The sequence below is a fragment of the Gloeomargarita sp. genome (assembly GCF_053491055.1).
The window spans coordinates 71,536-91,214 of record NZ_JBRCEP010000045.1 but is presented as its reverse complement, the minus strand read 5'-3'; the positions used below and the strand labels follow the sequence as shown (position 1 = coordinate 91,214).

Here is a 19,679-nt window from a genome sequence, read left to right as displayed (position 1 = left end):
CCCCCTACCAACGTAATCAGCGCCCCCACCGTCACCAAATTCTGCATTGTCCCCGACACCTGCCCCAGCTCCCGCAGCGACAGGTTCAACCCCCCCTCAAACAGGATCAGCGCCACACACAACGAGATCACCACCTCCAGCCCCACCCCCAACAACTGCGGCTGCAACCACCCCAACCCATCCCGCCCCAAAACAATCCCCAAAAGCAACAAAAAAATAATGCTGGGTACCCGTAGGACATCCGCCAGCACCTGCGCCCCAATGCCCGCGACCACCGCCAAGACAATTTGCAGGGTGAGGGTCAGAGAATCGGTCATCACCGTGTGCTTCACCCCCCAACCCAGGGTGACCGCCTAGCGTTCAATGCTCGACAAAAACACCGGCTCGACCCGAATCGCCACCAACTTACTGGGCCGCAACACCAAAAATTCGCCCTGCAACCCCCGCACCGGCACATTCACCAACTCATTGGAACCCATCTGCGCCAGCAACTCCCCCTGGTACCACTTCTGGAATTCCTGGATGGAGCCAAAACGCACCTCCTCCCGGTGCCCCCCCTCCAGCAACAAATGCACCAAATACTCGTCAGCGACCCTGGGCATAGGCTAGGCTGGAAAAAAATAAAAAAACAATTACTCCCAAGCCTACTCTACAATTACCCTCAGCGCAACCTCTGGAACCTTCTGGGCGCCAGCGCTTCATCAAGCCTAGCCAGCCAACCACACGGAAATTCCCTATGCCTACCTGTCTGCGTCTGTTGCTTTTTAGCCTGCTGACCTGCTTTAGCCTAGCGGTTTGGGCGCAAACCCCCTTTAGCGAAGACCGCATCCAGCGGTACGCCCTCATCGTGCTGGAATTGGAACCCATCCGCCAAGCCCACCTGGAAGAAGCCCGCCGCCTCCTTGGCACGATCAACACCAGCGGCAACCTCTGCGCCGAACGCAACCTCCCAGTGGCGGTGCAAAACGTGTGCCAGCGCTACTTTGAAAAATCCCAACGCCTTGTGGAACAACGCGGCCTCACCATCCAAGAATTCAACGCCATTACCACCCAAGCCCAACAAGACCCCCAACTGAGCAAACGCATCCAGGAGGCCATGCTCCGCCAGCGCAAAGGATTTTAACAAAACCACCCCCAAATTCATCAATTCATCAACATCACCCCCGGCGCTTGCCCCCACCTGCTACGCTCAAAGGAAAGCCCGCCGACCCCCTCCCTATGAGTCGGTTTCAGGAACTGCAAGCCTACCTGCGCCAGCACTGGCAAGCCCTGGATGCCGCCGCCAACATCCTGGTGGTGCCCTCTTTGAGCCTCGACCAACGGGAAATGCAGAAAATTCCGGGCAGCCACCACTACGAAGAACGGCTGTTATTTTCCCTAATTCGCCTGCGCAACCCCCGCGCCCGGATGGTGTATGTCACCTCCCAACCCCTCCACCCCAGCATCATTGATTACTACTTGGAATTGTTGCCGGGGATGCCCGCCTCCCACGCCCGCGACCGCCTGCTGTTGCTATCTACCTACGACGCCTCCAACCGCCCCCTGACGGAAAAAATCCTGGAACGCCCCCGCCTGTTGGCCCGCCTGCGCCAAGCCCTGCCCCCCGGCCAATCCTTCATGGTCTGTTTCAACTCCACCAGCCGAGAACGGGACCTATCCGTCGCCCTCGACATTCCCCTGTGGGGACTCGACCCCGACTTGCTCTACTGGGGCACCAAAGCCGGGAGCCGCCAAATTTTTGCCGAAAGCGGCGTGCCCCACCCAGACGGCACCCCCTTGGTCTTCCACCCCGACGACCTGGCCGCCGTCACTGCCGAACTGTGGGCACGGCAACCCCAGGCCCGGCGGTTCGTCGTCAAATTGAACGAAGGCTTTTCCGGCGAAGGCAATGCCCTCTTGGAACTCCCCCCCGACCCACCACCTACCCACGCCGCCCGGGTGCAGCGCATCAAAACCCAATTCCCCCGGATGCGCTTTCAATGTCCCACAGAAACCTGGGCCAACTTCGCCCAACGCATCCAGGAACTGGGCGCCATCAGCGAACTATTTCTAGAGGGAACAAACAAACGCTCCCCCAGCGTCCAAGGCCAAATCACCCCCGCAGGCACCGTAGAAATCCTCTCTACCCACGACCAAATTCTCGGCGGCCCCGACCAACAGATTTACCTGGGCTGCCGGTTTCCCGCCAACCCGGCCTACCAAGCCCAACTGCAAACCTGGGGCCTCCAAATCGGTCACCATCTGGCCGCCAAGGGCGCTCTGGAACGCTACGGGGTGGACTTTATCGCCCGGGAATTGCCCGATGGCACCTGGGACCTCCAGGCCATTGAGATCAACCTGCGCAAAGGCGGCACCACCCACCCGTTTATGACCCTGAAATTTCTCACCAACGGGTGTTTTGACACCACCACCGGCCTGTTTCTCACCCCCCGTCAGCACCCCAAATACTACATCGCCACCGACAACCTGCAACGCCCCTCCTACCGGGGACTACTCCCTAGCGACCTGCTGGACATCATCGTCTACAACAGCCTCCACTTTGACTCCACCACCGAAACCGGCACCGTGTTTCACCTGATGGGCTGTCTTTCTGAATTTGGCAAGCTGGGCCTCACCTGCATCAGTGATTCCGCCGCCAAGGCCCAACATCTGTTTGACCAAGTGGTACGCATCCTGGACGAAGAAACCCAAGCCGGCCCTACTGCCAACCCACCGTAAGGCTGTCCTGAGTAAGGAAATGCTCCAGATGCGCCGCCCGCTCCTCGGTTTTCAACAGGATTTGCTCATAGAGATAGCGGGTCGCCCGGTCCCCCAAACTCTCCGCCTGCGCCGCCTGTTGCCGCAACACCGCCAGAATCGCCTGCTCCGCCTGCAAATCGTGCTGAACCATCTGCCGACAGGAAAACAACCCATCCGGCTCCGGAGTAAACACGCACAAGGAGGCCAACCGGCTAAAACTGGCCGCCGGCACGCCCCCCAACTGATGCAGCCGCTCGCCTAGGTCGTGGGTGTGCCCCGCCACCGCCGCGTAACTTTCCTGGAAGTACTGATGGAGCATATAAAACTCCGCACCTTCCACCACAAAATGGTGCTTTTGGTACTGCAAATACAGCGCCTGGAAACTCGCCAACAGACGATTCATCCCCTCGCAAATTGGGCCGGTGACCTGCACCTCCAAACCGATGGCATTGGGCGCCATCTCCCCAAACGCACGCACCAAAGTCCCCGTCATAAAATGACCTCGCTCCCCTAAATAACTAACACAACAACACCATTTCTTAATATAAGCCGTTCGGTTTGTATTGTCAACAAATTTCGGTAAATGAAATTTGCTCTAGGCAGGGCAACTCTGGGGCTAAATGAACATAAAAAGCAATAGAGTTTCTTCTGACCCTGATGATTTTGGGAGAACAGGGGTGTAATCATGCGGGATTTTTTCCCAAAAAATCGCCAGAGCTTCTACCCGGCCGCATGCAATTTGCCAATGATTGGCAATAATCTCCCCTGTCACTGGCAACCTGGCGGCCAGATCACCGCGCCAAGGTGGTCGCTGCTGCCTGACATTTCCGGGCAAAGTGTCGTATGGTGGAAATCTCAGGAGTTTTAGACACAGAGGGCATGGGACGGGCGCAGAAGGTGGTGTTGGCCTATTCGGGTGGGGTGGATACGACAGTCTGTATCCCCTACCTACGTCACGAATGGGGGGTTGAGGAGGTGATTGCCCTGCTGGTGGATATTGGGCAGGGGGTGAGCTTAGCGACGGCGGAACTCCCGGAAACCGAAACCCGCAGGCAGCAGGAATTGGAAGCCATTCGGAGCAAAGCCTTGGCTGCCGGGGCCAGTGTGTCCCTGGTCAAGGATGCCCGGGCGGAGTTTGTGCAGGATTATGCCTGGCCCGCTTTGCAGGCCAATGCCCTGTACGAAGGGCGTTATCCCCTTTCGACGGCCTTGGCGCGTCCCTTGATTGCCAAACTGCTGGTGGAGGTGGCCGCCGAGTACGGCGCGGATGGGGTGGCCCATGGCTGTACCGGCAAGGGGAATGACCAGGTGCGCTTTGATGTCTCCATTGCCGCCTTGAATCCCCAGTTAAAGGTGTTGGCCCCGGCGCGGGAATGGGGCATGAGCCGGGAGCAGGCCATGGCCTACGGGGAGCGGTTTGGCCTTGCCTTTGCGGTGAAAAAATCTTCCCCCTATAGCATTGACAGCAATGTGTTGGGGCAAAGTATTGAAGCGGGGCCGTTGGAGGACCCCTGGTTCGAGCCGCCGGAAGAAATTTACACCCTCACCCAGGCGGTGGAACAGGCGCCTGAGCGCCCCGACTACGTTACGTTGGAATTTCACCAGGGCCTACCTGTAGCCCTCAATGGGGAACCGTTGGCGCCTTTGCCCCTTTTGACCCAACTGAACCTGATGGCCGGGCGGCATGGCATCGGGCGGATTGACATGGTCGAGAATCGCCTGGTGGGGATCAAGTCGCGGGAGATTTACGAGGTGCCCGGTTTGTCGGTGCTGATTGCGGCGCACCAGGCCTTGGAAAGCCTCACCTTGCCCAAGGATGTGACCCAGTACAAGCGGGGCGTTGAGGACACCTACGCCCAGTTGGTCTATAACGGTTTGTGGTTTAGCCCCCTCAAGGCGGCGTTGGATGCCTTTATCCAGCACACCCAACAGCGGGTGACCGGGCTGGTGCGGGTGAAATTGTTCAAGGGTCTGGCCACGGTGGTGGGGCGGCGTTCTCCCTATTCGCTCTACGACCCCGATCTGGCCACCTACACGGCAGGGGACCAGTTTGACCACCAGGCCGCGCAGGGGTTTATCTACATCTGGGGCTTGCCGGTGCGGGTGTGGTCCCAGGTGGGGCGGCGTTAACCGGCAGGGCCGACTTTGGCCCGGTTGAGGTAGCGGTAGGTTTGGCGGGACAGTTCTTGCAACAGTTGCACCGCCTGGGGGTCGTTGTAGCTGCTTTGGACAAAGATGCTGATCAAATAGCGTTGGCCGGTGGGGGTATCCACCAACCCCGCATCCCCGATGATAAAACCAATATCCCCGGTTTTATGGCCAATCAGGGCGCCGGGCCCCAGACCGGCCGGGAGTAAACTGCGGTTTTGGGTACTGCGGAGAATGTGCAACACCCAATCGCGGCTGCGGCGCGACAGGAGTTCCCCGCGTTCGACCAAAGCCAGGGTGTGGACCAAATCGGCGGCACTGGTGGTATTGGTGCCTTTGAGGTCGGGCAGGAGATTGCGCACCACCGTCGTTTGCAACCCCCACTCCTGAAACCGCTGGTTGACCGCCTCTTTGCCCCCCAAGCGCGCCAGGATCATGTTGGTGGCCGTATTGTCGCTAATAACAATCATGCGGGTGGCCGTATCCAACACCGTAAAGGTCGTCCCCACCGGCTGAAACTGCATATCCCCCGACCCGCTGGCCACCAGGGGTTTGGTCATGGTCAACCGTTCATCCAACTGCACCTTCCCCTGGTCCACCTCCTGAAACAGCGCGACCAAAATCGGCAGTTTGATCGTGCTGGCTGCGGACACCGGCTGCGCGCCCCCTATATCCAGGGTTTCGCCGCTATCTAAATCCACCGCATAGAGGGTAACCGTCAGCTTGGGGTAGCGTTGCGCCAAAGACACCAGCCGCGCCTGCATCTCCGGCATCGGTTTGCTGTGGGGAAACAGTTCCGCCAGGGTAGTCGGACGCACCGGTTGCGGCAACAAGGGGGCGGGATCAACGCGAGACGGCCAGAAAAAACTCTGCCAGGTGGGGGGGCGGTCCTGCACGTGAATCGGCCATTGCCCCAGCCGGTCGTGCCCCTGGCTCAGCCAGATGTGCAACCCTGTCCCCGCCAGCACCCCTAGACCCACGCCCAACACCCCCAGACGCACAGCGCCGCACAGCACCGTCTGCCACCAGGGCGTTGGTCGCTTTTGCCCCTTAGTCGGCGTCACCGGGCGGCGCAGCGAGGGTCGAGACGGCGGGGGTTGCGATTTGGGCATAGCAACGCGACAGATGCAGAATTCGCCCTTGATGATAATGAATTTGGGGATGGCCTGGGAATGGCAGCCCCCCTATTTACTCCTGCCGCAAAGGGGAATCACGCCGCTAGGGCACCTCCTGGTCGTCGCAGAAAATCTGCGCCCCAAACGCCTGCAGAGGCATAGCTTGGTAGCCCCCAAAGCCGGAAAGCAACTTTAGTGGCTCATTAATGCCGTAACCATAGCTAGGTAGGCTAAGGTTGTCGCCTGAAGATTCATGGCGACGCCACGCTTCGCTATGGGAAACCAAGGTGGGGCTACGCCCAGCGACCCCTATCATGTCAACCTTTGTATGCTTAGCCATATATTTCCCAACTCCAGCCTGTATGAGACCGCATCATTGCGGCAAACCCCCATTCATTCGCTAGGGGGATGACCATCCCCTAAAATGTAAAAAGTCATTTGGATGTCAACCTGGCCTGTGTCTGCCCCTTTGGTCCTCGTCATTGATAATTACGACAGTTTCACCTACAACCTGGTGCAATATCTGGCAGTGTTGGGCGCCGCAGTGCAGGTATTTCGCAATGACCAAATTACCCTGGCGCAAGTTGCCGCCTTGCAACCGGATGGCATTGTCATTTCCCCTGGCCCTGGTCGCCCGGAAGATGCGGGCATTTCCCTGGCCCTCATTGCCGCAATGGGCGCGAAAGTTCCCCTGTTGGGGGTGTGTTTGGGACATCAAAGTATTGGGCAAGTGTTTGGGGGGAAAATTGTCAATGCCCCGACCCTCATGCACGGTAAAACCTCGGAAATTTATCATCAGGGAACCGGGGTTTTTCAGGGGCTACCTAACCCTTTTCGGGCCACCCGCTACCACAGTTTGGTGATTGACAAAGCTTCCTTGCCCCCGGTGTTGGAAATCACCGCTTGGACGGCAGATGGCACCATTATGGGGGTGCGGCACAAGGAATACCCAACCCTGCAAGGGGTGCAATTTCATCCCGAAAGTATCTTGACGACCGAGGGACTGGCCTTGCTCAGGAATTTTTTAAGAGATTTAGCCCCCCGCCACGGGTAAAATATACTTAGGTGTTGTGGGAGGTGATTTTATGTTGATTTGGGTCAATGAACAAATCGATCCGGGTGGGTTGGTTCATGCCTGTTTGGCGACCTGTGATGCGGCCGTGGCGCAGGAATGCCATGTGAATTTCACCAATAACCTCACCCCGGAACAGCGCGCCCGTGGGTGGCAAGCCCGGCTGCGGGTGGTGGAATCCTGGGAACAGGTGCCCGTGGCGGCGCTCGAATTGAGCTAGAAGTTGGCTACGATGGGTGTGCAGAAGCGGTAGGGGTACGACCTTTGGTATGGCAACGGCCCAGTTTACGCCCAGCCAACAGCGCATCCTAGAACTCTTGCAGGGGCAAGCACAACCCCTATCGGCGCAAGCGATTTATCTGCGGCTGAAACAAATGCGTCAAGGGGTCGGCTTGGCGACGGTTTATCGGGCGTTGGAAGTCTTGAAAAAACACGGGGTGATCCAGGCACGGGTGTTGCCAAGCGGCGAAGCAGTATATAGCGGTTTGCCCTATGACCGTCACTATTTCACCTGCTTGCGCTGCAATACGTCAATTCCGTTGCAGGGCTGTCCGGTGCAAAATTTCCAAGAATATCTGCGCCAGCATCACCAATTCCGGGTCTATTACCACACCCTGGAATTTTTTGGCCTGTGCCCGAATTGCCAAGACTCGGCCTAAGCGCCCAGGGCTTCTTTGGCGGCATACATCACCGCAACGGTAATCGTCGTCACCCCCTGCTCCCGCGCAAATTTTTCCGTATTCCGTTTGACTTTCCCCCGCACAAACCCCGGTACTTTCTGCAATTCTTTTTGGGCTTCCGCTGTCCAAGTCAAATCACTCTCAGCCGAAAGGGTTTTGGTAATGACTTCCTTGGTGTCATGCCCGCCGAATATTTCTAATAAATGGTCTTCCATCCCCAACGTAAACGAGTTATACACCAAATCGGCAATTTGATTGGTGCCCTCATACCCCAAAAAGGGCCGATAGCCCAAGGGAAAATTCTGAATATGTACCGGCGCGGAAATCACCCCACAGGGGATGTTTAACCGCTTACCCACATGGCGCTCCATCTGGGTGCCAAAAATCGCTTCCGGTTCGGCCTGGGCAATGGCATCCCCGACGCGGGTGTGGTCATCTGTAATGAGAACATCATCACAATAGGGGGACACCTGTGCCCGGAACCACTCGGCGTCATAGGTGCAGTAAGTACCTGCCCAAACGACATGGATGCCCATTTCCCTGGCCAAAATACGGGTCATGGCCGCCGCATGGGTATTGTCCCCGAACACCACGGCTTTTTTACCGGTTAAATTCTGGCAATCAATGGAGCGGGCAAACCAGGCGGCTTGGGACACAAACCGGGTCTGGGCGGCGATCAAAGGCTCGTAATCGACCGCGTGTCCCTGCTGGTTGAGGATGTGTTGGATTTCGCGAATCCATTGGGCAGTTGCCAGCACGCCCATCGGTGTGGTGGCGACGTAGGGCATACCGAATTCTGTGTGCAAATAGGTCGCCGCCTGCAGACCAATTTCCCGGTAGGGCACGAGGTTGAGCCAGGCTTGGGGCAGCAGGGCAATCTGATCCACCGTCGCACCCGCAGGCAGAACCACATTGACTGCTATGCCCAATTCCCCCAGCAAGGTACGCAGTTCCCGCAGGTCGTGGCGGTGGTGAAAGCCCAGCGTGGTGATGCCCAGGATATTCACCGAAGGTTGGGGTGTTTTTTGCGTGACCAAACGCCCCTGTTTGGCTGCTTTGTGCAGGTAGAAGCGAGTGATTTGGGCTAGGGTTTGGTCGGCAGCTTGCAATTCATTGACCCGGTAATGGTTTACATCTGCCAGCAGCACATCGCACTGGGTTTGTTGCCGCGCCCGTTCCACGAAATTCTGCAAGTCTTCCTGCAAAATGCTGGAGGTGCAGGTAGGAGTTAATACGATCAAATCCGGGTGTTCTTCCTCATCCTTGCGGGTGATGTGCTGCACCACTTTTTCCTGGGACCCTTGGGCCAACACATGGCGGTCCACAATACTGGCGGTGACGGGGGTAAATTCCTGTTCCCGCTCCAACATCGAACGCATGACATTGAAGTAATCATCTCCTAGGGGCGCGTGCATGATGGCATGGACCCGGCGGAAGGAACTCGCAACCCGCAACGTGCCGATATGCGCCGGCCCGGCATACATCCAATAGGCTAATTTCATCGCGATTTCTTGCTTGGGCGTGACTGATGTTTAGCTTAGGATGAGGGGGTGACGCGCGGCAGAAAGCTGCAAGGATTTTTAATGTTTGCGGTCTGGGCAAAAGCCAGCGCCACCTGGAGGTCGTCCGTCCACTGGGGATAAGCAATGGCCGGACGTTGGACCAGATGCAGTCCCACGCCCAATTCCTGTGCCAATTGCTGTTTGACCACTTCCCCGCCAGGGCGACCCGACGCTTTGGCAATCACCTGCGTAATCCGCCAATGTTGCCAAAGTGCCCGTTCGAGCGCCAAAGGCACCGGCGGCCACAGAGCGATGATGTGTTGGGGGCGAAAACCGGCTGCCAGCGCCGTTTCCAGGGCTGTCGCATCCGGCAAAATCCGCACAAACCAGGTATGGGAACCCCAAAAGTCCCGCAGGAGGGGCAATTGCCGGTAGCCGAGGGTGACCAAAATCCGTTCGGCATGCCATTGCCGAAAAAGAGCGCTGGTGCAGAGTTCGGCGAGGTTTTGCCAGTAGTGAATCTGGGGATGTTGGGTCAGGGTGTGCGGGCGTTCATAACGCAGATAGGGGATGTGGTGGTCTTGGGCACATTGGATCGCCAGTTGGGAAATCTGCGCTGCGTGGGGATGGGACATATCCAGAATTTTGCCAATGCCATAGTGCTGGAGAAAAGCCCCGACCGTTGCCGGGGTTAAGCGCGTGACCACCACCTGCTGGGGGCAATGGGGATAAAGTTGTTTGGCCCGCTGTGTCGTCACGGTAATCACATAGGCACCCCCTGGCCCCAACCGCCTAACCAATTCCGCGCTTTCGCTAGTGCCGCCAATCAGCCACAGCATCCAGGAACGTCAGGGTTTGGGTTTCGGCGAGGGGCTGGCTTTGGCAGGCGGGGCTTGCCATTCCTGGAGTTCCCGATTTACCGCATTTTGCAGATCAACCGGAACCAGAGTCACCACCGCTGGACCAGCCGCCGGATCGGGGTCAATTTCTGCGTACAACGCCGTGCCCGTAAAATCCGTATTTCCCAAAATCAAACGGTGTTGATTCCCATTGGCCAAGGTGATCTCAATCGTCGCGCTGGGCGTGGCCAAACCAAATTTCGCCTTGTCCTGCTGGGGAATGGTAATGGGCTGGTCCTGCACCCGTTCCCCTTGGGTCAGTTGCCCCAAAAGAAAAGCAATCGGAGCCTCGTTTGCCGGTTGCGTTTGCGGCGCTAACATGGTCCATTTCCCCGCATTGACCCGCTTAAATTTGAGGGTTTGCTTGGGTTTGATGATGGCAATTTCTGTGACCTCTGCTTCCTTAAAACGAAAGAGTTTCGCTTGTTGGGTTTCCTGTTGTTGCCGTTGGGGTTTGCCGACCAACTCCCAATAGGCAACTCCACCTGCCAGCCCAATCGCCAGCCCCAGGACAATCAAGGTACTGGTTGCCAGTTTCATGGCTTACTGCCCGTATTGCTCTACACAACGAACAAGTAATTCTACCCCCAAACTCAGCACCTGTTCATCAAAATCAAACCGGGGGTGGTGGTGGGGAAAATCCAGCCCCTTTGCCGGATTGGCCGACCCCAAAAAGAAATAACACCCCGGCACTTCCTGCAGGAAAAAGGCCATATCTTCCCCGCCCAAAGTCTGACAATTCGGCACCACCCCCAACGCCGGTTCCACCACCTGCTGCGCCACCTGTCGCACCAACTCCGTCATGGCCGGGTCGTTCACCAAGGGGGGATACATATATTCGTAATTCCACTCATAGGTAGCCCCGTAGGCAGCACACACCCCCCCAATGATGGTTTCGATTTTGTGGGGCAGCACCGACGCCAAATCCGGGTTAAAGTAGCGCACGGTCCCCCCCAAGGTGGCCTGGTCGGCAATCACATTGCGCGCCTGACCGGCGTGGAATTCCCCCACCGTCACCACCACCGGCTCTAGGGGGTCCATGTGCCGCGCCACCACCGTTTGCAACGCCACCACCACCTGCGCCGCCACCACCAGAGCATCCACGGTTTGCTGCGGTTTGGCCCCATGCCCGCCCCGCCCCTGAATCCGGCAGGAAAAAAAGTCGGAAGCCGCCATTAACGGCCCGGAGCGCACCCCCACCGCTCCCGCAGGCAGGTCATTCCACAGGTGCAGGCCGAAGATGGCTTCCACGCGCGGCTGTTCCAGCACCCCCGCCGCAATCATCGGTTTGGCGCCCCCAGGTCCTTCCTCTGCCGGTTGAAAAATCAATTTCACCGTCCCCCGCAGATGCTCCCGATGGTGCGCCAGGTAGTGCGCCACCCCCAACAAGATGGCCGTATGCCCGTCGTGGCCGCAGGCGTGCATCACCCCCGGAATTTGGGAACGGTAGGGCACCAGGTTCTGTTCCTGAATCGGCAGGGCATCCATATCCGCCCGCAACCCGATGACCGGCCCTGGTCTGGCCCCGGAAATCACCGCCACCACGCCGGTTTTGGCCACCCCGGTCTGCGGTGTGTAACCCCAACTGCGGAGCAAAGCCGCCACCCGCGCTGCCGTTTCTACCTCCTGAAACCCCAGCTCTGGCCGCTGGTGGAACGCCCGCCGCCACTGCACCAACTGCGGTTGCAGCGCTTGAATTGCCGGACGAATCGGGGTTGCGGATGCGACAGCCGTCACCGAAAATACCCTAAATCCCTCAATGTATGGCGTCTTTATATTGTAGAATTTATTGTAGAATTTATTGTAGAGCAATGGGGATCAACTACCTGTCCAACAGAGCTCGGCTGCCGGTTTGTCAAGACAGTTATTGATGTTTTGTAGCTCAGTGAGAACCTGAGTCTAAACATCTGGCGGCAATCATTCGGCTGGCATGATGGGAACCGGTGTGAACTGTCGAATTAAATTCTTTAGGAATGACCACATCATTCCAATTGGATTAAATTCCGGTGCATACACAGGGAGATACCATAAATGCGCACCGGTCTGGCGAATTACCTGTTGTACTTCTATGGCTTTGTGACGATTCAAGTTGTTCATAATTACTAACTTCTTCTATCTAGATACTCTTCAACAATATCTAAAATCTCAACTTGATTTTGTTCTAAAATTTCCGCCCGCCATGCCTCCGGCACGGTACAGCTTAATGTCCCTACTTTCTTAGGTGTTAAGTCTTGCGTCTATTTATCCTGTTGTCCGAGTCCTATCCTTTTCGTTACCAACGGTTTCACCACGCTTCGCTATAAACCGCTTAGCTACTTCCCGGCTCGTTCTCCTGCTTGGTATGCAGCTACAATTCTTTGCCATAAATCTAAAGTGTAGGCATCTCTTTGTCCTCTCATTGCTAGGAGGGGCACTGGGTCATGCAGTTGAGTGATTAGTTATAACGAGAACCAAAGGTGGAACCCCCTGCACCCGTTCCCTGACTCATAATATCCATATAAGCCACTGCCGTTGCACAGTAGGTCAACGGTATGGTAATCAATAGGCCCAAACCACAGAGAAGCAATCCCCCAAAATTGATTAAACCGAGTAACAAAAAGAATAGAAATACCGGAAAAAAGTTCCTAGTCACCAGTTGCCGACTCATTTCCATAGCTGGCCAAAAATCCAAATCGCGATCAATGATGAACAACTGCACGAAAGAATAAGCGGTTCCCAGATAAATTCCCGGTATAATACAAAGTAGTAATCCTAAAAAGATGAACAAACCGGAAACCAACCCCGCTGACAAAAATACGCCAAATTTCTCAAATCCCTTGAAAAAATCTCCAAACTCCACTAACTCTCCCAATAAAAGTTTGTGGGCAACAATAAATAGCCCGGCGTTCAAAGCAGGTGAAATCACCATACTCACAATTGAACCCACATAGGGAACAAAAAGTAGTACTATGCTAATTCCAAGTAAGATGACAACATAACCGACAAAAATACCGAGTTTAGGCTGGAGTAAATCCCAACCGCGAGAGATATACTCACCAATTCTGACTTGATACCCATACGTTAACAGCCATGTGATGTCCTGTGGCGCTCCCGTTCTCATCGCCCCCACCCCTTATGACACAACCCAATACATTAATTCCCATGTTTTGGCAGTGATGTCAAGCCTTCACAGGATGAACCGGCCATTCGACAATCGTTAGGGATTATTCAAATGCGGAACCCCTTTCTGCTTGATTCATAATATCCATGTAGGCCACGGTCAGGGCACAAGCGGTCAATGGCAACGTGAAGAGTAAACCCATGCCGTAACAGATCATGCCACCGATATTGGCCAAATAAAGTAACCCAATCAATTTAAACATTGCAAAAAATCTTCTATTCACCAGTTGCCGACTCATTTCTATTGCTGGCCAGACTTCAAAACTTTGGTCAATGACCAACAAGGGCACGAAAGCATAAGCCATATGCAGATACATCCCTGGCAGAACACACAAAATCGCTAAGAATGCTAGGACAATAAACCCAAATGTTGACACTTCAGTAAAGAAATTACCGCTCACTTCATACACAAGTAGAAATAGAATCACGCCAATTGTTATCACTACCCAAGATAAGAGCCACGCCACCAAAGATGCACCGGATTTCGTAAATCCTTGCAAAAAATCTCCAAATTGTACCGGCTCTCCCAAGAGAAGTTTATAGGCAAAAACAAAAAATCCTGTGACCCAAAGAGGGACTAGGAAAAAAACGAGCGCTAGCCCCAACAAGGTTATCGATTTGAATACATAATTCACAACAAAGACCATCATCAGCAGCAGAATCGTATAACCCATAAATGAACCGAAATTGGGTCGCAGTAATTCCCACCAACCCCGCAAAATATACTCATCACCGTCCATTTCATACCCAAGGGTTAGTAACCGTGCCATATTTCGCCGTCTTTGCCCCCGCATCGCCCCTACCTCCCCCAGCGCTATCTATTAACTCGCATGTTCTCATGGTCATGTCAAGTGCTCAGGGGATAGTTGGCATGAAAATCTAAACGGTTAGGGTTATCATAGGTGGCGAGGGTATCTTATATAGGAGAAGTCATGGACAGGTACATGACCTGGATTGGTGATTTTTGTCCAAACGACCGGCTGAGACTTCTGCAATGGTGCGTGTGAATTTTGGGGCGCGAACTTAAGCATTGCCCGCTGCAGGTCGCTCCCCACGCTCACTCCCCAACCTTAGAGAGCATAAACATCACCGAAAATTCCCATGATGTTTACTTCCCCCGGTCCGATCGTCTGGCAATTTGGTCCTTTGGCGTTGCGTTGGTACGGACTGTTAATTGCTTTGGCAGTGCTACTGGGTTTGAACCTGTCGCAATTTCTTGCCAAAAAAAGACAGCTTAACCCTAATTGGGTAGAAGATTTGGCGCTGATGCTGGTTATTTTTGCCCTGTTGGGTGCCCGCATTTATTATGTGCTATTTCAGTGGTCCTATTATCGGCAACATCCCTGGGAAATTTTGGCAATTTGGCATGGGGGACTGGCAATTCACGGCGCCATTTTGGCAGGACTGGCAACGACTTGGTTTTATGCCCGCCGTCAACGGGTTTCCCTATGGCAATTGACGGATGTATTGGTTCCATCTTTGGCGCTGGGACAGGCTATTGGCCGGTGGGGAAATTTTTTTAACTCAGAAGCCTTTGGCGTGCCCACCGATTTGCCCTGGAAACTCTATATCCCTTACGAACATCGCCCCCCGGAATTCCGCCAATTTGACTATTTCCATCCCACTTTCTTGTATGAATCTATCTGGAATCTCCTGGTTTTTTGTCTCTTGTTGTATTTGTTTTTCCGTCATCCACGCCTGCGGGTAGGTACGCTCACGCTCGTATATTTTTGTGGTTATGGCATAGGGCGATTTTTTATCGAGGGACTCCGCACCGATAGTTTGATGTTCGGTTCTGTGCGCATTGCCCAAGTGATGAGTTTGGTGGGTTTGGGTGTGGGTCTGGTTGGGCTGTTGTGGTTGTATGTTTGGCATCGCCATTTGCCGGATGTCGTGCCCCCAGAATCCCAGTCATTTTCCAAGCATTTTCACGACAAAACCTAGGGGTTTGGGGGACAGCGTTGGGCATGAACCGCTACGGCCTGCTCTGGCGTTTGTCCGAGCAAGGTCGCTTCAATGGTGCGGCCCAAACAGTCCGAAAGCCGATGATAATTCACGCCATTGGGGCGCGCATAGGCCACCGGCATTTGCGCCAGGAAGACCTGCAAGGGGGGCTGAGTCGCTAAAAACGCCTGGTAATCCGGGTGTTGCCGGGCCGATTGGGTCACAGGTAATGCCCCGGTGCGGATCGCCCAAGCCACCTGAAATTCATCCCCCAAAAGATAATCCAAAAACCGCAAGGCCGCCTGTTGCCGCTCTGGTTGCGTCCGCATGACAAACACATTGGCGCCCCCCACGATCGTTGCCGGTCGTGTCGCCTGGGGAATGGGCATGACCTGAAACGGCACCCCCGTTTGCCGCAAATACCCCAACGTCCAAGGCCCGGTAATCTGCATCGCCACCCGCCCCTGGATAAACGCTTCCTGCTCGTACCCCCGCTCTGGCGCCGAAAGGGTCGCTACCCCCCTTTGCAGTAATTCTTGCCAAAAATGTAATGCCTTGAGGGTGGCCTGACTTGCCAGCGGTATCGTATCGTGCACCACTTCGCCCCCGGCACTAAACCAAAAGGGCAACCAGGAAAACACCGTCCATTCCCCTTTCCCCAGGGGCAACAGCAACCCGTACTGATCCGGGCGGCCATCCCCATCCCGGTCCTGGGTCAACCGCTGCGCCACTTCTGCCAATTCCGCCCACGTCCGGGGCAGCGTTGTAATCCCTGCTTGGGCAAACAAATCCGGGCGATAAAAAATTCCCAAATTGCTGGTCGTAAAGGGCACAGACCACAACTCCCCCTCAAACCTCATTCCTGGCAGCAGCGCCGGGTCTAAATTTGCCAGCCGCTCCCCTTGGTGCAACCACTCTGTCAGCGGCAGAATGCCCTGCACATCCACCAACCGCCCCGTCAACAAACTATCAAACCACAGTAAATCCGGCGGACTGTTGCCCACAATGGCAGTGAGAATTTTGGGAAATTGCTGGTCGGCCTGCCCCACATAAATTGGCTGCACCTTGATATCGGGGTGCTGGGCGTTAAATTGTGCCACTAATTCCTCAAAAACAATGCGATTGGCGGGGGGATTAATCCCATGCCAAAAAGTCAAGGTAATGGGCGTGCCATCTGTCACTTCCGACCCCTGACATCCCCACACAAAAAAACTCAAAATGACTAGCCACAACCAACGTTTCATTTTTGCGCCGCCACACAGGCAATCACCGGATAATCGGGGTGGTGGATTGCCAATTCAGAGGGGGTTAATTCCTCAGCTGCCACCCCCAAAAAGGTTGCCAGGACCGTGAGGGTATTGCCATAGGTGTACAGATGACATTGAGAGTAATGGCGGAATAAATAATTCAAGCCATCGGGAAGCAAACGCCAGTAGTCTGCTGGTCGGTCATGCAACCGCTGGGCCGTCGGCACCAACGCCAGACACCACCCCCCAGGCTTTAACCAACGATGAATATTCTGCACCACCCGCTGGGGGTCGTAACAATGCTCCAACACATTAAAAATGAAAACTGTATCTGCCGTATCAGGGGCAATGAGTTCCGCATCGTGGGCATCGCCGACCACATCTACCCCTGCCCCTGCTTCTAAATTGACACAGCAATAGGAAGTGACATGTTCGAGGACGGAATCATAAAATTGCCTATCCTTTGCCACCCCACCAATTTCCAGCAGTGCCCCCCGAATTTTATCTTTTACTGCGTGCAAAAACTGCCTTTGGTAGTAACGGTCAATGGGTGTTCCCCGCGAGAAACCGGTAATGGCACACACCGGCGACCAGCGGCGCACCATTCCCCACTCAAGTTGCCCTACTGCCGGCACAATTAACCCCTGCTCATACAGACGCGCAAAGACAGTTTGAAACTCAGAAAAATCCAAGTCGGGATAGGGGGTAAATAGCGGTAGGTCGTTGGTTAGTTTGACCTGCTGTTTTGGCTCTAGATAACTGGGAAATCCCTGGGAAAGATACGTCACTTCTCCACCCATGATTTGGAGCAACGCCTCCCCGCCAAAACCCAGTTTTTCTAGCAACTGTTGTCGGCCAGAAGCTTGTTGTTGGAAGGCGCGGTATGTTTGATAGGCCGCAGCCAGCGTACCTGGGGTGGCAAAAGACTCCAACAGCGCCAGCGCCCCCGGGAAATCCAAAGGGATGGCCGCCCGCTGACTCCAGCCAAACACCGCTTCGGTGCGACCACCTGCCTGGCGAAGAAAGACGCTGCTCCAATACTGCCGCTCCATCAGGATTTATTCACCCAAAACCCAAGTTTTGATCGCCGCCACCACTCCATCGTCCGCCACACTCGGCGCAACCCAATCCGCCTGCTGCTGCACGGGCAAAGGCGCATTCCCCATCGCAATCCCCACCCCCGCATACTGCAACATTTCTAAGTCGTTGTAATTGTCCCCGATGGCGACCACCTGTGCAGGGGTCAGACCCAATAACTCTTCTGCCAGGTACCGCACGGCCACACCCTTGTTCACCTTGGGATTGGTGGCCTCAAAGTAAATGGGGGCTGAACGAGTTAAGTATAATTCTTGGCTGCTGTACCGCTTTTGTAAGGCATTCAGCATCTCTTCGATGATGGCGGGGTCCTCGCTGACGGCCAACACCTTGGTCGGGGCAACGGTCGCCTGGGCCAGCACCCGGCGTAAATCCTCCACCACAATCGGTTCAATCAAGGTGCGTTTGGCGTACTGGTCGGTGTCGGGGCGCATTTCCTGCACGTAAAGCTGGTCGTCGAGATAGAAATGGACCGACAGGTGGGGGCGCCACTCCGCCTGCTCGAAATAGGCCAACAATTCCAAGGCCCGCTCCGGCGCAACCGGCCAATGGCGATGCCGCGTGCCGGTGTGGGGGTCCTGAATCCACGCCCCTTGGTAGCTCAGCAGGGGCAAGGTCAAATTCAGTTCCCGGTAAAACCGCAAGGCCGAACGGTACATCCGCCCCGTGGCAATGGCGACGTGGATGCCCCGTTGTTGCACCGCCTGCACTGCCGCTTTCACCGCCGGTGTAATGCGGTTTTCCTCCCCTACCACGGTGCCATCTAAATCCAACACCAGCAGGCGGACATCACGGGCGGACATGGTAAAGAAACGTAAAGGTTTTCTGCCTGTTACTATATCAGCTTTGCCACCAGAGGAAGGCGGCCTGTCCCAACCCCACCAGAAATCCCAGGAATCCCCCCAGGTTGACAATCGCTTGCAATTCCGTGCGGACAATGCCTTGAATGCCTGCTTCCAAATCCGCGGGCGCTGTGGCATTTACCCGGTCAATAATCGCCTGGTCAATATCCAAAATCGGAATCACATGGGCAATTAACCGTTCCAGGTCTTTTTCTAAGTAACGTTCGATGATGAGCGCTAATTCTTCGCTGATGAGACTGAGGGAACTATTCATCACGGCGGAGTTGCGTAAGCGGGTGAGAATCAAATGGGCAATTTCATTCCAGTTGAGGGAGTCACTCAGATTTTTAATCAATACGGGGCCATCCACTTGCAGATATTCGCGGATCAATTCCCGCAGTTGTTTGCGCAACCGGTGCATGGTCACCACAGGTAAATTCTGCAAGGAGAGGTCTTGGATCAGTTCCGTCAACCGATTTTTTAGCCCCAGAGAGGTCATCAATTCTGCCAGGCGTCGGTTGGCAGTTTCTGGCTCTTCAATACAAAAGCGGCGCAGGCGAATCAGCCCATTGCGTACCCCAAAGACATTGGCGACCACCCAGTAGGTGCCGGTGGTTTGCTCCCGCAAATCCTGGTCAATGACATCAATGGTTTCATCGGTCAAAAAATCCACCAAGGCCCGTCGTAAAAAATCCGGGGTCAGGGCAAATTCCAACAACCAATTGGCTAGCTGTTCTGCCTGGGTGGGAGAAAAACGAAATTCCAGTAAAAAACGATCAAAAATATGGTTGATTTGTTCGGCTAAAAAATCCTCTTGGCGGGCGAGGATGCGCAGTAACCGAGGCAGGGATTGCCCTAAAAAATCGTGGAGAATACCGGCAAGGATTTTGGCCGTGCGGGCTTTATAAGCGTCCAATTTGACTTGGTTGAGGGCGGTTTGCAACAGCCAGTAAATGGCGGCTTGGGTGCGTTCTAGCTGCAACAGACGGCGGGCAATCTTTTGCAGCTCTTCGGGGGTAAGCAGCGAACTGGTGATGGTGTCGGCAACGCGGGCGGCCAAACGGCCTTGGTTGCTGGGGATCAAGCCAGGGGTAAACGGCACCCGATAGCGCCCTAGGTACAGGGGACGGTAGGGCCGAAACAGCATACGAATCGCCAGGTCATTGGTGAAATACCCAATCACCGCACCGAGCAGGGGAGGCAAAAGCAGGTTCAGGGGCAAAGACACAGGTCAGGC

The 19,679-nt window shown here is 55.2% G+C and carries 22 protein-coding genes; 7 read left to right on the top strand and 15 right to left on the bottom strand.

Annotation, left to right across the window (positions count from 1 at the left end):
* Together ACWISF_RS05300 and ACWISF_RS05295 are read right to left on the bottom strand one after the other, a co-directional pair.
* Positions 1–317, bottom strand: a 317-nt coding sequence (locus ACWISF_RS05300) for a cation:proton antiporter domain-containing protein (protein ID WP_448380550.1), incomplete at its 3' end; no start/stop codon positions are given.
* A gap of 36 nt (positions 318–353) precedes the next feature.
* Positions 354–602 (bottom strand): hypothetical protein, encoded by a 249-nt coding sequence (locus ACWISF_RS05295; RefSeq protein WP_448380549.1) that lies wholly within the window; start codon positions 600–602, stop codon positions 354–356.
* Positions 603–736: 134 nt separating this feature from the next.
* Between ACWISF_RS05295 and ACWISF_RS05290 the strand changes: the two genes are divergently transcribed.
* Positions 737–1,123 carry a DUF4168 domain-containing protein gene (locus ACWISF_RS05290; RefSeq protein WP_448380548.1) on the top strand — a complete coding sequence of 129 codons (387 nt, stop codon included), beginning with the start codon at positions 737–739 and terminating at the stop codon, positions 1,121–1,123.
* A gap of 95 nt (positions 1,124–1,218) precedes the next feature.
* Entirely contained in the window at positions 1,219–2,718 is a 1,500-nt protein-coding gene (locus ACWISF_RS05285) for a peptide ligase PGM1-related protein (protein ID WP_448380547.1), read from the top strand.
* On the opposite strand, the gene dpsA is transcribed toward ACWISF_RS05285, so the two are convergent.
* Positions 2,699–3,232, bottom strand: a complete 534-nt coding sequence (gene dpsA, locus ACWISF_RS05280) for a DNA starvation/stress protection protein DpsA (RefSeq protein WP_448380546.1) — start codon at positions 3,230–3,232, stop codon at positions 2,699–2,701. The two genes, ACWISF_RS05285 and dpsA, sit on opposite strands and share 20 nt — an antisense overlap.
* 386 nt (positions 3,233–3,618) lie before the next feature.
* Between dpsA and ACWISF_RS05275 the strand changes: the two genes are divergently transcribed.
* Positions 3,619–4,869: an argininosuccinate synthase gene (locus tag ACWISF_RS05275; protein ID WP_448380555.1), complete on the top strand. Its 1,251-nt coding sequence runs from the start codon at positions 3,619–3,621 to the stop codon at positions 4,867–4,869.
* Here ACWISF_RS05275 and ACWISF_RS05270 read toward each other — a convergent pair.
* Positions 4,866–5,999, bottom strand: coding sequence for a serine hydrolase (locus tag ACWISF_RS05270; protein ID WP_448380545.1), 1,134 nt, complete (start codon positions 5,997–5,999; stop codon positions 4,866–4,868). The genes ACWISF_RS05275 and ACWISF_RS05270 overlap by 4 nt on opposite strands.
* A gap of 472 nt (positions 6,000–6,471) precedes the next feature.
* Between ACWISF_RS05270 and ACWISF_RS05265 the strand changes: the two genes are divergently transcribed.
* Genes ACWISF_RS05265 through ACWISF_RS05255 form a run of 3 tightly spaced genes read left to right on the top strand, consistent with a single transcriptional unit; the run spans position 6,472 to position 7,733 of the window.
* Positions 6,472–7,056, top strand: a complete 585-nt coding sequence (locus tag ACWISF_RS05265; RefSeq protein ID WP_448380554.1) for an anthranilate synthase component II — start codon at positions 6,472–6,474, stop codon at positions 7,054–7,056.
* Positions 7,057–7,087: 31 nt separating this feature from the next.
* A complete protein-coding gene (locus ACWISF_RS05260) occupies positions 7,088–7,294 on the top strand; it encodes a glycogen debranching protein (RefSeq protein ID WP_448380544.1) in 207 nt (68 codons plus the stop codon).
* 49 nt (positions 7,295–7,343) lie between these two features.
* Entirely contained in the window at positions 7,344–7,733 is a 390-nt protein-coding gene (locus ACWISF_RS05255; protein ID WP_448380543.1) for a Fur family transcriptional regulator, read from the top strand.
* On the opposite strand, the gene bchB is transcribed toward ACWISF_RS05255, so the two are convergent.
* From bchB to ACWISF_RS05220, 7 genes are all read right to left on the bottom strand, one after another.
* Complete coding sequence (bchB, locus tag ACWISF_RS05250; protein ID WP_448380542.1) at positions 7,730–9,256, bottom strand: ferredoxin:protochlorophyllide reductase (ATP-dependent) subunit B; 1,527 nt, start codon at positions 9,254–9,256, stop codon at positions 7,730–7,732. The two genes, ACWISF_RS05255 and bchB, sit on opposite strands and share 4 nt — an antisense overlap.
* A 35-nt stretch (positions 9,257–9,291) precedes the next feature.
* A complete protein-coding gene (cobK, locus tag ACWISF_RS05245; protein WP_448380541.1) occupies positions 9,292–10,095 on the bottom strand; it encodes a precorrin-6A reductase in 804 nt (267 codons plus the stop codon).
* 9 nt (positions 10,096–10,104) lie between these two features.
* The gene (locus tag ACWISF_RS05240) at positions 10,105–10,695 is read right to left on the bottom strand and encodes a DUF4340 domain-containing protein (protein WP_448380540.1); all 591 of its coding nucleotides are present in this window, start codon (positions 10,693–10,695) and stop codon (positions 10,105–10,107) included.
* 3 nt (positions 10,696–10,698) lie between these two features.
* Positions 10,699–11,892 (bottom strand): M20 metallopeptidase family protein, encoded by a 1,194-nt coding sequence (locus ACWISF_RS05235; RefSeq protein ID WP_448380539.1) that lies wholly within the window; start codon positions 11,890–11,892, stop codon positions 10,699–10,701.
* Positions 11,893–12,072: 180 nt separating this feature from the next.
* The gene (locus tag ACWISF_RS05230) at positions 12,073–12,252 is read right to left on the bottom strand and encodes a transposase (RefSeq protein ID WP_448380538.1); all 180 of its coding nucleotides are present in this window, start codon (positions 12,250–12,252) and stop codon (positions 12,073–12,075) included.
* Positions 12,253–12,589: 337 nt separating this feature from the next.
* Positions 12,590–13,255 (bottom strand): hypothetical protein, encoded by a 666-nt coding sequence (locus tag ACWISF_RS05225; protein WP_448380537.1) that lies wholly within the window; start codon positions 13,253–13,255, stop codon positions 12,590–12,592.
* 103 nt (positions 13,256–13,358) lie between these two features.
* Positions 13,359–14,108 carry a hypothetical protein gene (locus ACWISF_RS05220; protein ID WP_448380536.1) on the bottom strand — a complete coding sequence of 250 codons (750 nt, stop codon included), beginning with the start codon at positions 14,106–14,108 and terminating at the stop codon, positions 13,359–13,361.
* A 307-nt stretch (positions 14,109–14,415) separates the two neighbouring features.
* On the opposite strand from ACWISF_RS05220, the gene lgt reads away from it, so the two are divergent.
* Positions 14,416–15,258 carry a prolipoprotein diacylglyceryl transferase gene (gene lgt / locus ACWISF_RS05215; protein WP_448380535.1) on the top strand — a complete coding sequence of 281 codons (843 nt, stop codon included), beginning with the start codon at positions 14,416–14,418 and terminating at the stop codon, positions 15,256–15,258.
* On the opposite strand, the gene ACWISF_RS05210 is transcribed toward lgt, so the two are convergent.
* Genes ACWISF_RS05210 through ACWISF_RS05195 form a run of 4 tightly spaced genes read right to left on the bottom strand, consistent with a single transcriptional unit; the run spans position 15,255 to position 19,670 of the window.
* The gene (locus tag ACWISF_RS05210; RefSeq protein ID WP_448380534.1) at positions 15,255–16,502 is read right to left on the bottom strand and encodes an ABC transporter substrate-binding protein; all 1,248 of its coding nucleotides are present in this window, start codon (positions 16,500–16,502) and stop codon (positions 15,255–15,257) included. The genes lgt and ACWISF_RS05210 overlap by 4 nt on opposite strands.
* Entirely contained in the window at positions 16,499–17,557 is a 1,059-nt protein-coding gene (locus ACWISF_RS05205; RefSeq protein WP_448380533.1) for a class I SAM-dependent methyltransferase, read from the bottom strand. The genes ACWISF_RS05210 and ACWISF_RS05205 overlap by 4 nt, the downstream gene beginning before the upstream one ends.
* Before the next feature lie 6 nt (positions 17,558–17,563).
* Positions 17,564–18,403, bottom strand: a complete 840-nt coding sequence (locus tag ACWISF_RS05200; RefSeq protein ID WP_448380532.1) for a Cof-type HAD-IIB family hydrolase — start codon at positions 18,401–18,403, stop codon at positions 17,564–17,566.
* A 37-nt stretch (positions 18,404–18,440) separates the two neighbouring features.
* Complete coding sequence (locus ACWISF_RS05195; RefSeq protein WP_448380531.1) at positions 18,441–19,670, bottom strand: DUF445 domain-containing protein; 1,230 nt, start codon at positions 19,668–19,670, stop codon at positions 18,441–18,443.
* Positions 19,671–19,679 lie beyond the last annotated feature (9 nt).

Bases quoted from the DNA above. Each gene is read 5' to 3' on its own strand.
- ACWISF_RS05255 (WP_448380543.1), top strand. From the start codon at position 7,344: ATGGCAACGGCCCAGTTTACGCCCAGCCAACAGCGCATCCTAGAACTC.
- ACWISF_RS05205 (WP_448380533.1), bottom strand. From the start codon at position 17,557: ATGGAGCGGCAGTATTGGAGCAGCGTCTTTCTTCGCCAGGCAGGTGGT.
- ACWISF_RS05225 (WP_448380537.1), bottom strand. From the start codon at position 13,255: ATGAGAACGGGAGCGCCACAGGACATCACATGGCTGTTAACGTATGGG.
- ACWISF_RS05260 (WP_448380544.1), top strand. From the start codon at position 7,088: ATGTTGATTTGGGTCAATGAACAAATCGATCCGGGTGGGTTGGTTCAT.
- cobK (WP_448380541.1), bottom strand. From the start codon at position 10,095: ATGCTGTGGCTGATTGGCGGCACTAGCGAAAGCGCGGAATTGGTTAGG.
- ACWISF_RS05210 (WP_448380534.1), bottom strand. From the start codon at position 16,502: ATGAAACGTTGGTTGTGGCTAGTCATTTTGAGTTTTTTTGTGTGGGGA.
- dpsA (WP_448380546.1), bottom strand. From the start codon at position 3,232: ATGACGGGGACTTTGGTGCGTGCGTTTGGGGAGATGGCGCCCAATGCC.
- ACWISF_RS05240 (WP_448380540.1), bottom strand. From the start codon at position 10,695: ATGAAACTGGCAACCAGTACCTTGATTGTCCTGGGGCTGGCGATTGGG.
- ACWISF_RS05275 (WP_448380555.1), top strand. From the start codon at position 3,619: ATGGGACGGGCGCAGAAGGTGGTGTTGGCCTATTCGGGTGGGGTGGAT.
- bchB (WP_448380542.1), bottom strand. From the start codon at position 9,256: ATGAAATTAGCCTATTGGATGTATGCCGGGCCGGCGCATATCGGCACG.
- ACWISF_RS05200 (WP_448380532.1), bottom strand. From the start codon at position 18,403: ATGTCCGCCCGTGATGTCCGCCTGCTGGTGTTGGATTTAGATGGCACC.
- lgt (WP_448380535.1), top strand. From the start codon at position 14,416: ATGATGTTTACTTCCCCCGGTCCGATCGTCTGGCAATTTGGTCCTTTG.
- ACWISF_RS05230 (WP_448380538.1), bottom strand. From the start codon at position 12,252: ATGAACAACTTGAATCGTCACAAAGCCATAGAAGTACAACAGGTAATT.
- ACWISF_RS05270 (WP_448380545.1), bottom strand. From the start codon at position 5,999: ATGCCCAAATCGCAACCCCCGCCGTCTCGACCCTCGCTGCGCCGCCCG.
- ACWISF_RS05290 (WP_448380548.1), top strand. From the start codon at position 737: ATGCCTACCTGTCTGCGTCTGTTGCTTTTTAGCCTGCTGACCTGCTTT.
- ACWISF_RS05220 (WP_448380536.1), bottom strand. From the start codon at position 14,108: ATGCGGGGGCAAAGACGGCGAAATATGGCACGGTTACTAACCCTTGGG.
- ACWISF_RS05295 (WP_448380549.1), bottom strand. From the start codon at position 602: ATGCCCAGGGTCGCTGACGAGTATTTGGTGCATTTGTTGCTGGAGGGG.
- ACWISF_RS05285 (WP_448380547.1), top strand. From the start codon at position 1,219: ATGAGTCGGTTTCAGGAACTGCAAGCCTACCTGCGCCAGCACTGGCAA.